This is a genomic window from Mesorhizobium sp. WSM4884, from assembly GCF_029625675.1.
Lineage (GTDB): Bacteria > Pseudomonadota > Alphaproteobacteria > Rhizobiales > Rhizobiaceae > Mesorhizobium.
In genome coordinates, this window is sequence record NZ_JARTVO010000004.1 from 343,431 (window position 1) to 356,453 (window position 13,023).

Here is a 13,023-nt window from a genome sequence, read left to right on the forward strand (position 1 = left end):
GCGGCCCCCATGGGTTCTGGAACCAGAATCAGAAAAACAAACCCAGAACAAACACTATCTGTTCCAGTTGTGTTCCGCAACCGTTTAAAGTTTAGTGAATCTGTTGACGTTTTGTTCAGCGTAACATCAGAACGCTGCATTCGTCGCCGGCTTCCGCAGCCGGGGCGAACGGCTCGCGCACGATCAGGCCGTTGGCCTCGGCGAGCGTCCTCAGCATGGAGGAATCCTGGATGCTGAACGGTGTCGCGATCAACTGTCCGGCATCCTCGCGCACGACTGCCCGCACATAGTCCTGCCTGAGATCGTTGGCGCGCATCGCGGAAGCCAGCTGCGCGGTGCGGATGTCCTGTCGGAAATCGCGGCCGCCAAGACGCGCCAGGAGCGGCTTCAGGAACAATTGCGAGCAGACAAGACTCGCCACCGGATTGCCGGGCAGGCCGATGCAGCGGATTTTGCCAAGCCGGCCAAACATCAGCGGCTTGCCGGGGCGCATGGCGATCTTCCAGAAATCGAGCTGCATGCCTTCGCCGGTCAGCACGTCGTGGATCAGATCGTGATCACCGACCGAGGCGCCGCCGAGGGTGACGATGACATCGGCGCCGACCGCGACCGCTTTCTTGACCAGCGCCGAAATCGCATCCTGCCGGTCGGCGGCGATACCGAGGTCGAGGGCGCGGGCACCGACCGACTGCGCCGTCGCCGCTACGCCATAGGCGTTGGACGAGATGATCTGGTCGGGGCCGAGCGCGCTTCCCGGCGGTAGCAATTCGTCGCCCGTGGCGATGATGGCCACCATCGGCCGACGCACCACGTTGAGGCTCGGATGATTGGCGGACGCCGCCAGCGATAGCGCTGCTGGATCGAGCAGGCGGCCTTTTTCGAGAAGTACATCACCCTGGCCGAAGTCGAGTCCACGGCGACGGACGTTGCGTGCTTCCGCCGTCGGCTCGGTCACTTCGATGCTGCCGCCGCCGAGGTCGCGAACATTTTCCTGGATGACGACGGTGTCGGCGCCTTCGGGGAGCGGCGCACCGGTGAAGATGCGCACCGCCTTACCCTTGCCGACGGAGCCGGCAAAACCGCGCCCGGCGGGCGCCACGCCGATCACGGAAAGCCGCGCCGGCACGGAGGTCACGTCGACAGCGCGGGCGGCATAGCCGTCCATGGCCGAAGCGTCGAAGGGCGGCTGGGTGCGCAGCGCCACCAGCGGTTCGGCGAGCACCCGGCCGGCCGCATCGGCCAGCGGCACGTTTTCGCCCGGCAGCGCGGTTGCGCCATCCAACAAGCGCCCGAGCGCCTCGGCGACCGGAACCAGCGCCATCGTCAGGAACTCGCCCCGGATTTGACGGACTTGTAGTCGCCCGACTTGCCGCCGGTCTTCTCGACCAGCCTGATGCCGGAGATAACCATGGCGCGGTCCGCCGCCTTGGCCATGTCGTAGATGGTGAGGCAGGCGATCGACGCCGCGGTCAGCGCCTCCATCTCCACGCCGGTCTTGCCGGTGACGCGGGCAAGCGCGGTGACCTTCAGGCCGGGCAGGGCGCGGTCGGGCTCGATATCGACGGCGACCTTGGTCAGGAGCAGCGGATGGCAGAGCGGGACGAGCTCATGCGTCTTCTTGGCCGCCATGATGCCGGCGATGCGCGCCGTGCCCAGCACGTCGCCCTTCTTGGCGTCGCCGGCCAGGATCATCTCCAGCGTTTCCGCTCGCATCGAGACGAAGCCCTCGGCGATCGCCGTGCGTGTCGTCTCGGCCTTGTCGCCGACATCGACCATGTTGGCTTCGCCCTTGGCGCCGAGATGGGTGAGGGCAGGCATCCTCAAAAGGCCTCGGCCGGCGCCTTGCCCGTCAGCAGAAGCTCGGTCGCGGCAGCCACATCGGCCTGCCGCATCAGGCTCTCGCCGACGAGGAAGGTACCGATCCCGCTCTTCTCCAGCCGGCGGCAATCCTGATGAGTGAAGATGCCGCTTTCGCTGACGAGCAGCCGACCGGCCGGCACCATCGCTGCAAGCCGCTCGGAAATTTCGAGGCTGGTCTCGAAGGTCCTCAGATCACGGTTGTTGATGCCGATCAGCCGCGACGAGAGGCGAAGCGCGCGCTCCATCTCCTTTTCGTCATGCACCTCGACCAGCGCGTCCATGCCGAGCTCGAAAGCCGTCGCTTCGAGCTCGCTGGCTAAAGCGTCGTCGACGCTTGCCATGATGATGAGGATGGCATCCGCGCCCCAGGCGCGGGCTTCATAAACCTGGTACGGATCGAAGAGGAAATCCTTGCGCAAAGCGGGCAGGCCGACGGCGGCACGCACGGCGGTCAGGAAGCTAGGCGCACCCTGGAAGGACGGGGCGTCGGTCAGCACCGAAAGGCAAGCCGCTCCACCTCGCTGATAGGCCCTGGCGAGCGCCGGCGGGTCGAAGTCGGCGCGGATCAGGCCCTTGGAGGGGCTCGCCTTCTTGATTTCGGCGATCAGCGCAAAGCCGCCGGCCTTGCGTTTGGCCTCGAGCGCGGCGAGGAAGCCGCGCGGCGGCTCCATGTCCTTCGCTTTGGCCTTGATATCGGCAAGCGGCACGTTGAGCTTCGCCGCGGCGATCTCTTCGCGCTTGTAGGTTTCGATCTTGCGCAGGATATCGGACAAGGCTCTAACCGTTCGAAATCTCGACGAGCTTGTCGAGCACCGCGAGGGCCCGGCCGCTGTCTATGGCTTGCGCGGCGGCTTCAATGCCGTCGGCGAGCGTCGTCGCCTTGCCGGCCACCACCAAGCCGGCACCGGCATTCATCAGCACGGTATCGCGATAGGCGCCGGCGGCGCCGCCCAGCATATCGCGTAATGCCTTGGCGTTGTAGGCCGCGTCGCCACCGCGCAGCTCTTCCTTGGTATGGCGCTTCAGTCCGACTGCCTCCGGGGTAAGCGTGAAGGTGCGGATCTCGCCGCCGGCAAGTTCGGCAACCTGCGTTTCGCCGGTGGTGGTGATCTCGTCGTAACCGTCGCCATGCACGACCCAGGCATGCTCGGCGCCAAGCGCCTTCAGCGTCTCGGCCACCGGTATGATCCATTCCGGCAGAAAGACGCCGACCATCTGTCGGCTGACGCCGGCCGGATTGGACAGCGGTCCGAGCAGGTTGAAGATGGTCCGCGTGCCGAGCTCGCCCCGGATCGGGCCGACATGCTTCATCGCCGGATGATGCGCAGGCGCGAACATGAAGCCGACGCCCGCCTCGTGGATGCAACGGCCGATCGTCTCCGGCGAAATGTCGATCTTGACGCCGAGCGCCGTCAGCACGTCGGCGGAACCGGTCAGCGAGGACAGGCCGCGATTGCCGTGCTTGGCGACCGGAACCCCTGCCGCCGCGATGACGAAGGCAGAGGCGGTCGAGATGTTGACGCTGTGCGAGTTGTCGCCGCCGGTGCCGACGATGTCGATGGCGCCGAGCGGGGCTTCGACGCGCAGCATCTTGGCGCGCATCGTGGCGACCGCCCCGGAAATCTCGCTCACCGCCTCGCCGCGCACGCGCAACGCCATCAGGAAACCGCCGATCTGGCCCGGCGTCGCGTCACCCGACATGATGATGTCGAAGGCCTCGCGCGCTTCCTCGAAGGAGAGTGCGGTGCCGGTGGCGACCTTGGCTATGTGTGTCTTGAGAGCGCTCATCGTGTCTGTGCTTGCGAAACGGCGGCCGGATCGATGCGAACGTCATACTGCGACTGCAACTGCGCCACCAGCTGGTCGAGCAGGTCGTCGGACATGCCGGCGCTGAAGGATTTCTGCGCATCGTCGGGAACCGAGCTGCCATCGGCGCCAGCCGGTTCGAAGACTTCGGCGACCTTGAACAGGATCTGGCCGTCGCCGGTGGGCGAGGGGATCAGACCCGTGCCGCCTTCGCCGACGCCGAACATGGCCGCAGCACCTTCCTTGCCGAAATCGGCATCGTCGGCTTCGCGCTTCAGGCCTCGCTTGGTCTGCTTTTCGAGCTTCAGCTCGCCCGCGATGACGTCGAGCGTCGCACCTGCCTTGAGGCGCTTTTCCAACTCCTGCGCCTTCGCATCGAGCCGCTTGTCGGTCTCGGCCGCCGTCCAGTCGGCCGCCACCTTCTGGCGGACTTCGTCGAGCGTACGATCGCGCGCTGCGGTGACCGACTGGACCTCGTAGAACACGAAGCCGTTGTCGGCGGTGGTCAGGCCTTCATTTTCCGTATTCGGCTCGGCCTCGAAGACCGCCTTGATGAGATTCGCCGATTCCGGCAGGTCCTTGACGATCGTGCCATCCGGCCGCTGGCCGGTGCGGTCGATGGCGTCGATGGTGACGACCTTGAGCTTCAGCTTGTCGGCGGCCTGAGCCAGAGAGGCGCCCGAGGCGCGTGTGTCCTCGTAGCTGTCATGCACGTCGAGCAGGACGCGGCTAGCCTCGCCGAGCGCCAGGTCCTTGCGGATCTGATCGGACACTTCCGAAAGCGGCTTCACCACTTGGGGCTTGATCTCGGTAACGCGCAGCAGAACCGGGCCAAAGGCGCCTTGGACCACCGGGCTAACCTCGTTGGCGTTGAGCGAGAAGGCCGCGTCGGCGACCGCCTTGTCGGCGATCTTGTCCTTGGACAGCGTGCCGAGCAGGGTGTCGGCCTGGGTCTTGCCCTCGGCGGTGACGATCTTGTCGAAGGTGGCGCCGGCCTTCAGTGAATCATATGCCGCCTTGGCCGCGTCCGGCGTCTTGAACACCAGCTGTTCGATGGTGCGCATTTCGGGCGTCGTGTAGCGCGCCTTGTTCTTGTTATAGTCGTCGGCGACTTGGCTGTCGGTCACCGCCGTCGGGTCCATGATGTCTTGCGGCTCGAGCCGGACATAGGAGAACTTGCGGTATTCCGGCGCGGCATAGTTCTTCTTGTTGGCTTCGAAATAGGTTTTGAGCGCGCTGTCAGATGGCGCCTCGATCGGCTGCACGAGCGTCTTCGGCAGCACGAGATAGTCGATCGTGCGGTCCTCGCCGCGATAGAGCGCAACCGCCTTCAGGAAGGTCTGCGGCGCCTTGAGGCCGTCGGAGATCGCCTCGACGATCTGCTGGCGCACCGCCACTTGCGAGCGGTTCTTGAGATAGTCCTCCGGCCGCATGCCCACCTGGCGCAGCAGATATTCGAAGGTCCTGCGGTCGAATTGCCCGCTCGGGCCTCTGAAGGCCGGATCGTCGCGTGTCAGCTCGGCCAGCCGGTCCTTGGAAAGACCGAGTCCCAGCTTGCGGGCCTGCTCGTCGAGGACGGCGCCCGAAACGAGCTGCGCGAGCACCTGGTTATCGATGCCCAGCAGCTTCGCCTGCTCGTGCGTGATGCGCTGGCCATATTGCTGAGAGAGCAAGTTGATCTGGCGATCATAGGCGAGGCGGTACTCATTGATCGACACCGTCGTCCCGCCGGCGGTGATCACCGAATGGTGCCCAGCCAAAGTTCCCGACAGGCGCCCGGAAATACCCCAGACGGCAAAGCTCACCACCAGCAAGGACAGCAACGCCTTCGCGACCCAGGTGCTCGCCGCGCTTCTCAATAAACCAAGCATACTTACTTCCGATTTTTGCGCATTTTCGCATGCGCCGAGTCTGAAGCAAGCGCAATAGCGTCCTTCCGGCCCACTGTCGATTGCTTTGTGGCTTGATTTTGGTAGTGAGGGCGCAGCCTTATGTCGCCTGGAGAACCGACCCCATGACCCCTGGAATCCGTCCGCTCGTCGCCGGCAACTGGAAAATGAACGGCACCAGCGCCTCGCTCAACGAGTTGAGGATGATCGGCAATGGCTTCATGAGCGGGCTCGATGCGGAGACGGAAGCGCTGGTCTGCGTGCCGGCGACCTTGCTTCACCAAGCGGCCGAGATCCTTTCCCGCACGCCGGTTCGCGCCGGCGGGGAGGATTGCCACCCCAAGGAGAGCGGCGCCTACACCGGCCAGATTTCGGCCGAGATGCTGAAGGATGCCGGCGCAAGCCATGTCATCGTCGGCCATTCCGAGCGTCGTGAGCAATGCGGCGACGACGATGCGATCGTCAACGCCAAGGCATCGGCCGCCTGGCGGGCAGGGCTGGTGGCCATCATCTGCATTGGCGAGACGCGCGCCGAACGCGAGGCCGGAGCGACGCTCGATGTCTTGTCGCGTCAGCTAGATGGTTCCGTGCCGGCAAGCGCCACCGCCGCAAACACCGTCATCGCCTATGAGCCCGTCTGGGCCATCGGCACCGGCCTGACGCCGACCGCCGCCGACGTTGCCGAGGCGCATGCGCATATCCGGGGCAAGCTCACTGCGCTACTCGGCGATGCCGCGGCCAGAATGCGCATTCTTTATGGCGGCTCGGTCAAGCCGTCCAATGCGGTGGAACTGCTCGGCGTCGAGAATGTCGACGGCGCGCTGGTCGGAGGCGCGAGCCTGAAGGCGGCCGACTTCCTCGCCATCGCGGAAGCCTACATGAACATGGCGTAGCCGCAGAAGCCGGCTTACGCGGCAGAGGCAGGCTGAAATCTTTGCAACGGCCGCATTGCTCCCCATATTCCCGGCCACGGGCTTGGAAATGCCACCAAAGCATTGTAAGGAGCCGCCTCCAAATCATCGGTCGTATGCGCGGCCGCGCAAGGCCTCGCCAGGATAAATTATGGAAACCGTACTGATCGTCATCCACCTCATGGTCGTGCTCGCGCTTGTCGGCGTGGTGCTGCTGCAGCGCTCCGAAGGCGGTGGTCTCGGCATTGGCGGCGGCTCCGGTTTCATGACGGCGCGGGGCGCCGCCAATGCGCTTACCCGCGCAACGGCAATCCTGGCCGCCGCGTTTTTCGTGACTTCGCTCGCACTATCCATCATCGCTCGATACGGCGAGAAGCCGATCGACATTCTCGATCGCACGCCTGCCTCGACCACCAACAATGCCGGCAAGGGTGTGCTCAACCAACTGCCGGGCTCGAACGGTCCGGTAGGCAGTTCGCAGCCGGCGGCGCCTGCCGGCGGCACGACGACCACGACCCCGCTTTCGAATGGCGCCACCACCACGGCTCCGGCCACCGCTCCCGCCACCCAGGCGCCGGCGAATCCGACCGCGCCGCCGGCCGCGAACGGCGTCACCTTGCCGGTCACCCCGCAGGTTCCGAACCAGTAGCCGGGCAAACATTGCTGCCGCGATCTGTTGTTCTTTGAACACAGTCGCGGCAAATGCTGCTTGATCACGAAGATTCAACCAAGCGTAGCGCTTCGCTCAGCTTGAGAGGTCCGCGGCTAATCGATTATAGATTGCGCGCGGCACTTTTCGGCGTCCTTGGGGGGCGCCGGGCGACGCCGTGGGCAACAAGCATTGAACGATCGGATCTTCGCCATGCAGCTTCGCAGCTTCATTATTTTGGGATTCTGTGCCGTCCTCGGCATCGGTTCCGCGGCCTTCGCCTCACCGGCAAACCTGGCCGCTTCGCCGTCGGTCGAGAAGACCGGCGCCATCCCCGTCGCCGCCAAGAGCGACGCATCGCAGCTGAAGCTCCTCAAGAAGAAGAAAAATCCAACCTCCGAGGACCTCGCCCAGATCAGCAAGCTCGAAGCCAAGATCGCGGCTGACAAGGAAGCGGCCAAAGCCAAGGCGCTCGAGGCCCGCAAGATGGCGATGCGCGAGGCGGCCAAGGCCAAGGCGGACGCGGCTCGTCAGGAATGGCTATCCAAGAAGGGCACGTCGGCGGAAGTGGCCGACGCCAAGCCGATGAAGAAGACCACCAAGATCATCGCACCGCTCGAAGCCTTGGCTCCTATCGCGCCGATCCAGACCGACGAACCGATCCCGGCCGAGGCTATGAATATCACGACCACCGGCAACAATGGTGAGCTGCGCAGCGAACAGCCCGGCCAGCGGCAGGCGAGCAGCAGCGGGTTGTTCGCCGGGCTGTTCGGCGGCCAGTCGGTGTCCTCGATCAGCTATCTGCCGGAGACCCGCGCGCTCGATTCGGCGCTCGCCAAGAAGGACGCCAAGCGGCCGTTCAAGGTGAAGCCGGAATTCGTGCCTCAGGACGTTACCTTCACCGGCTATGAGCCGGGCACGATCGTCATCGACACCAGTGCCCGCCGCCTCTATCTCGTCGAGTCCTTTTCCACCGCACGCCGTTACGCCATCGCGGTCGGCCGCGAAGGCCTGCAGTTCAAGGGCACGGTGGCCGTCGGCGACAAGCAGGAATGGCCGCGCTGGATCCCGACGCTGGACATGCAGAAGCGCGAGCCGAAGCACTATGGCCAGTACAAGGACGGCATGCCCGGCGGCGGCGAGAATCCGCTCGGCGCGCGCGCCATCTACCTCTACGACGGCAAGAAGGATACGCATCTGCGCATCCACGGCACCATTGCGCCGCAGTCGATCGGAACCAGCGCCTCCAATGGCTGCTTCCGCATGATCAACGAGCACGTCATGGACCTCTACAGCCGCGTCAAGATCGGCACCAAGGTCGTTATTATCTAACGACCAATCGTCATCGTCGACGCGTTCATGCAACTGCCGAAAGGGCCGGCACCGCCGGCCCTTTCGTTTTGACCGCAAGAAAAGGCCTCTTCGAGGCCACTGGCGCCATTTTGAGAAAAAGCCCTCGCGGCGGTTTTTTCTCTGGCGGAATCAATCAGGCCGCGTTAAGCGATGACTCCCATGGCGCGATATGTATTCATCACAGGCGGCGTGGTTTCCTCACTCGGAAAAGGCATCGCCGCAGCAGCTCTTGGGGCTCTTCTGCAGGCGCGAGGCTATCGCGCGCGGATCAAAAAGCTCGATCCCTATCTCAATGTCGACCCCGGAACGATGTCGCCGTACCAGCACGGCGAGGTGTTCGTCACCGACGACGGCGCCGAGACCGATCTCGATCTCGGCCACTACGAGCGCTTCACCGGACGCTCGGCCAACCAGCAGGACAACATCACCACCGGCCGCATCTACAAGAACATCATCGAGCGCGAGCGGCGCGGCGATTATCTCGGCGCCACCGTGCAGGTGATCCCGCACGTCACCGACGAGATCAAGCATTTCGTCCTTGACGGCAATGACGACTACGATTTTGTCCTGTGCGAGATCGGCGGCACGGTCGGCGATATCGAGGCGATGCCGTTCTTGGAAGCGATCCGCCAGCTCGGCAACGACCTGCCGCGCAACAACGCGGTCTATGTGCATCTGACGCTGATGCCCTATATCCCTACCGCGGGCGAGCTGAAGACCAAGCCGACGCAGCATTCGGTCAAGGAACTACGCGGCATCGGCATCGCGCCCGACATCCTGCTGGTGCGCGCCGACCGGCCGATCCCCAAGGAAGAGCGGCGCAAGCTTTCACTGTTCTGCAACGTGCGCGAAAGCGCCGTCATCCAGGCGCTCGACGTGCCGCACATCTATGACGTGCCGATGGCCTACCACAAGGAAGGCCTTGATTCCGAAGTGCTCGCCGCTTTCGGCATCGACCCGGCGCCGAAGCCGCGCATGGAGCCTTGGCAGGCGTTGTCCAACCGCATCCACAACCCGGAAGGCGAGGTGACGATTGCCATCGTCGGCAAGTACACCGGGCTGAAGGACGCCTATAAATCGCTGATCGAGGCGCTTTCGCATGGCGGGCTCGCCAACCGCGTCAAGGTCAAGCTCGATTGGATCGAAAGCGAGATTTTCGAGAAGGAAGATCCGACGCCGTGGCTGGAAAAGGTGCACGGCATCCTCGTTCCCGGCGGCTTTGGCGAGCGCGGCTCGGAGGGCAAGATCCTGGCGGCGAAATTCGCGCGCGAGCGCAAGGTGCCTTATTTCGGCATCTGCTTCGGCATGCAGATGGCCTGCATCGAGGCGGCGCGCTCGCTGGCAGGTGTCGAGCATGCCTCTTCGACCGAGTTCGGTCCGACCGACGAACCAGTCGTCGGTCTGATGACCGAATGGCTGAAGGGCAACATGCTGGAAAAGCGCAGGGCCACCGGCGATCTTGGCGGCACGATGCGGCTTGGCGCCTACCAGGCCGATCTCGCCAAGGGGTCGAAGATTGCCGAAATTTATGGCGACACGCAGATCTCCGAGCGCCACCGGCACCGCTATGAGGTCAATATCGACTACAAGCAGCGACTCGAGGATTGCGGCCTGGTCTTTGCCGGCATGTCGCCCGACGGCGTGCTGCCGGAGACGGTCGAATATCCCGACCATCCCTGGTTCATCGGCGTGCAGTACCATCCGGAACTGAAGAGCCGGCCGCTCGAACCGCATCCGCTGTTTGCGAGCTTCATCGAAGCGGCGATGGAGCAGAGCCGACTGGTCTGAACGGTCGGCTGGCGGATTGGCCATGCAGACTTATGTCGCGCTGCTCTACAGCATCATCCTCGGCGGGGGACGGCGCGTCGTCATGTCGGACCTCAAGGCGATGGCCGAAAGCCTCGGGCTGAAAAATGTCCGCACGCTGGTGGCGACCGGCAATCTGGTCTTCGAGGCACGCACGACCAAGATTTCCGTTCTCGAACAACGGCTGGAGAGCGCTTTCGAGGAAACCTTCGGCCGCCGTGTCGACATCATCGTGCGCGGCGCCGAAGCTTGGCTGAAACTCGCAGCAGGCAATCCATTCCCGGACGAATCCGCCGATGCAGGCGACCAGGTCGCGGTGCGGGTGATGCGCAAGTCTGCCCCGGCCGATGCGGTTGAAGCGCTCCAGGCCTATGCAGCCAAGGACGAGAAGGTACTTTTGGTCGACGGCGATATCTGGGTGGTCTTTTCCCGCGAAAGACCAAGCTCGCGGCTGCTCGCAGCCTCCAATCACAAGCGCATGGGCGTCGGCACCTCGCGCAATTGGAATACGGTGCGTGGGCTGGCCGAGATGGTGGGCAGTAGGCAGTAGGCAGTAGGCAGTAGGCAGTAGGCAGTAGGCAGTAGGCAGTAGGCAGTAGGCAGTAGGCAGTAGAGAAGCTATTCCCTGGTCCCTATTGCCTACTGCCTCATTTTCAGGCCTTCGCCGTCTTCGCTCCGGCGCCGAGCGCCATGGTGCGCAGCACGTAGTAGACGGCGCCCGCGATCGCCACGCCGAAGAACCAGCCATAGACGCCCCACCAGGACGGCAGCCAGTTGGTGAAGTTGGGCAGGATCGAGGAGAAGATCGCGCCGATGCCGGCGGCGATGAAGGCGTTGACGTGCCAGCCGCCCTGGAAGCGGAACTCGCCGTCTTCGCGGTAGAGCGCGTTGACGTCGACCTCGGCCCTCCGGATCAGATAGTAGTCGACCATCATCACGCCGAAGATCGGCCCCATCGTCGCGCCGATGATGTTGACGAAGGAGGCAGCGCTGCCTTCCCACGGCGCGAAGGGATAGAGCACAAGTGCAATCAACGCGGCGATATAGCCGCCCTTCTTGAAGTCGATCTGGCGCGGGAAGACATTGGAGAAGTCGAAGGCCGGCGAGACGAAGTTGGCCACGACATTGATGCCGAGCGTCGCCACCGCGAAGGTCAGCGCCGCGAGAGCCGCCAGGAACCAGCTGTCGAACTTGGCGGAGATCTGGTCGGGATGGAGGAGCACCTCGTGATACACGTCGTAGGCGGCGATCGTGGTGACGCCGGCGACCAGCGAGAACAGGATCAGGTTGACCGGCAGGCCCCAGATGTTGCCCTTGCGCAGCGCCGCGTTGTCCGGCGCGTAGCGGGCGAAGTCGCAGAAGTTGAGGTAGAGCGCCGAGAAATAGGTCACCCAGATCGCCGCCACCGCGAACAGCGCCGTCCACGATCCCGGCTCGCCGGGCACGCCGGCATCCTTGGTCTTGTCGAGGAGCACGTCCATCGGAATGTCGCTGGTGAAGGCGAAGGTGCCTGACTTCACACAGAGATAGACCGCCAGGATCAGCATCATCACCCACACGGCGGGGCCGGCCCAATCCTGGAAGCGGCGCACCGTTTCCATCCCCTTCTGGATGATCAGAAGCTGCAGTGCCCAGATGACGACGAAGCAGATCACCTCCAGGGTTGAATGGCCAAGAAGATGCGAGCTCTTGTTGAACTCGTCGAACCATTGCAGCCGCGTCAGCAGCGCGACGATCGCGCCTGACGCGGCGGCTGTCTGCGCGCCATACCAGAAGCAGGCGACGACGGCGCGCACCAGCGCCGGGATGTTGGCGCCCCAGATGCCGAAGGAAGCCCGAGCGAGCACGGGGTAGGGCACGCCGGTCTTCACGCCGGCATAGCCGACCAGGTTCATCAGCGCGTAAATGATCAGCGAACCGATGCCGATGGCGATAATGAAGTTGACGAAGCCGCCGCAGAACAGGAACAGACTTGCGGCGAGGTAGTAGCCCCAGAGGCTGTGGACGTCGGACGTCCAGACGTTGAAGATCGAAAACGGCCCCCAGTTTCTGACCGTTGCCGGAGCCAGATCCTCATTGTAGAGGCCGGGCGATGCGCCTTGTATGGTCATTGTAAGTGTTCCCCTTTTGCAAAAACGCGCCCTCACGCGTTAACCGTCGAGGTTAAGCCTTACGCAGGGGAACCGGCAAGCAACCCATTTGCCGGCTTTCGCCTTAAAGACATTCAATGAGAATCACCATTATCGCCGACCAAGGCGTATGATGGCTGAGTCGGCTCGAGCTAGTGGCTGTGACGGGCGCCAACCGCCCGATTCCGAACTTTTTCGGACGGCAACCAAATTTGTTTGGAACCAAACCGCCGGACGTGCGTTTATTCCGGTTCGGCCGCCTTGCGGTCGACCGGGAGGATAAGATGGATCGCTTGCATTTCTTTACCCCAGTGCGAATCGCGCGTGGGCAGGGGTACCCCTTCGAGGAAGTCGATAGCGTCTCCGAAGCGATGGTGTTCCTGCGGAAGTGGCCAACGGGCAGACGCGGCCCCGTTTATCAGTGCGCCCTGAATTGCTGTTCGGCGGCGATGTCGGGCACCATGTCGGCCGAGGAAGCGAGAAAGGCCTTTGTCGGCTTTGCCCGCATCACCCGGATTCTCGACGACGACATGGCGCTGCCCTTGGGCGGCACGCCCACGGACAATGTCTACGCCCTGAGGCGGTAGGCTGAGCTGAAAATCACGCCAAAACAAGGCGTT

The 13,023-nt window shown here is 63.8% G+C and carries 12 protein-coding genes; 6 read left to right on the forward strand and 6 right to left on the reverse strand.

Going from position 1 to position 13,023, the window contains the following annotated elements; translation table 11 throughout:
* Nucleotides 1–115: 115 nt before the first annotated feature.
* From glp to P9236_RS09095, 5 genes are read right to left on the reverse strand one after another with little or no spacing between them, the layout of a single operon-like run.
* Nucleotides 116–1,321 carry a gephyrin-like molybdotransferase Glp gene (gene glp / locus P9236_RS09075; RefSeq protein WP_278074259.1) on the reverse strand — a complete coding sequence of 402 codons (1,206 nt, stop codon included), beginning with the start codon at nucleotides 1,319–1,321 and terminating at the stop codon, nucleotides 116–118.
* Nucleotides 1,322–1,323: 2 nt separating this feature from the next.
* Nucleotides 1,324–1,818: a cyclic pyranopterin monophosphate synthase MoaC gene (gene moaC, locus P9236_RS09080; protein ID WP_278074260.1), complete on the reverse strand. Its 495-nt coding sequence runs from the start codon at nucleotides 1,816–1,818 to the stop codon at nucleotides 1,324–1,326.
* Between the two features lie 2 nt (nucleotides 1,819–1,820).
* Entirely contained in the window at nucleotides 1,821–2,633 is an 813-nt protein-coding gene (gene trpC / locus P9236_RS09085) for an indole-3-glycerol phosphate synthase TrpC (RefSeq protein ID WP_278074261.1), read from the reverse strand.
* A 4-nt stretch (nucleotides 2,634–2,637) separates the two neighbouring features.
* Nucleotides 2,638–3,648: an anthranilate phosphoribosyltransferase gene (gene trpD, locus P9236_RS09090; RefSeq protein WP_278074262.1), complete on the reverse strand. Its 1,011-nt coding sequence runs from the start codon at nucleotides 3,646–3,648 to the stop codon at nucleotides 2,638–2,640.
* Nucleotides 3,645–5,537, reverse strand: coding sequence for a peptidyl-prolyl cis-trans isomerase (locus P9236_RS09095; protein ID WP_278074263.1), 1,893 nt, complete (start codon nucleotides 5,535–5,537; stop codon nucleotides 3,645–3,647). Before P9236_RS09095 ends, trpD begins: the two co-directional genes overlap by 4 nt.
* Before the next feature lie 143 nt (nucleotides 5,538–5,680).
* Here P9236_RS09095 and tpiA point away from each other — a divergent pair, with 143 nt between their 5' ends.
* From tpiA to P9236_RS09120, 5 genes are all read left to right on the forward strand, one after another.
* Complete coding sequence (tpiA, locus tag P9236_RS09100) at nucleotides 5,681–6,448, forward strand: triose-phosphate isomerase (RefSeq protein WP_278074264.1); 768 nt, start codon at nucleotides 5,681–5,683, stop codon at nucleotides 6,446–6,448.
* A gap of 169 nt (nucleotides 6,449–6,617) precedes the next feature.
* Nucleotides 6,618–7,115 carry a preprotein translocase subunit SecG gene (gene secG, locus P9236_RS09105; protein ID WP_278074265.1) on the forward strand — a complete coding sequence of 166 codons (498 nt, stop codon included), beginning with the start codon at nucleotides 6,618–6,620 and terminating at the stop codon, nucleotides 7,113–7,115.
* Between the two features lie 213 nt (nucleotides 7,116–7,328).
* The gene (locus tag P9236_RS09110) at nucleotides 7,329–8,447 is read left to right on the forward strand and encodes a L,D-transpeptidase (RefSeq protein WP_278074266.1); all 1,119 of its coding nucleotides are present in this window, start codon (nucleotides 7,329–7,331) and stop codon (nucleotides 8,445–8,447) included.
* A gap of 171 nt (nucleotides 8,448–8,618) precedes the next feature.
* Nucleotides 8,619–10,256: a CTP synthase gene (locus P9236_RS09115; protein WP_278074267.1), complete on the forward strand. Its 1,638-nt coding sequence runs from the start codon at nucleotides 8,619–8,621 to the stop codon at nucleotides 10,254–10,256.
* Nucleotides 10,257–10,278: 22 nt separating this feature from the next.
* The gene (locus P9236_RS09120; RefSeq protein ID WP_278074268.1) at nucleotides 10,279–10,824 is read left to right on the forward strand and encodes a DUF1697 domain-containing protein; all 546 of its coding nucleotides are present in this window, start codon (nucleotides 10,279–10,281) and stop codon (nucleotides 10,822–10,824) included.
* Nucleotides 10,825–10,927: 103 nt separating this feature from the next.
* On the opposite strand, the gene P9236_RS09125 is transcribed toward P9236_RS09120, so the two are convergent.
* Nucleotides 10,928–12,385, reverse strand: a complete 1,458-nt coding sequence (locus tag P9236_RS09125) for an NCS1 family nucleobase:cation symporter-1 (protein WP_278074269.1) — start codon at nucleotides 12,383–12,385, stop codon at nucleotides 10,928–10,930.
* 179 nt (nucleotides 12,386–12,564) lie between these two features.
* Here P9236_RS09125 and P9236_RS09130 point away from each other — a divergent pair, with 179 nt between their 5' ends.
* A complete protein-coding gene (locus tag P9236_RS09130) occupies nucleotides 12,565–12,990 on the forward strand; it encodes a DUF982 domain-containing protein (protein ID WP_278074270.1) in 426 nt (141 codons plus the stop codon).
* Nucleotides 12,991–13,023: the final 33 nt, after the last annotated feature.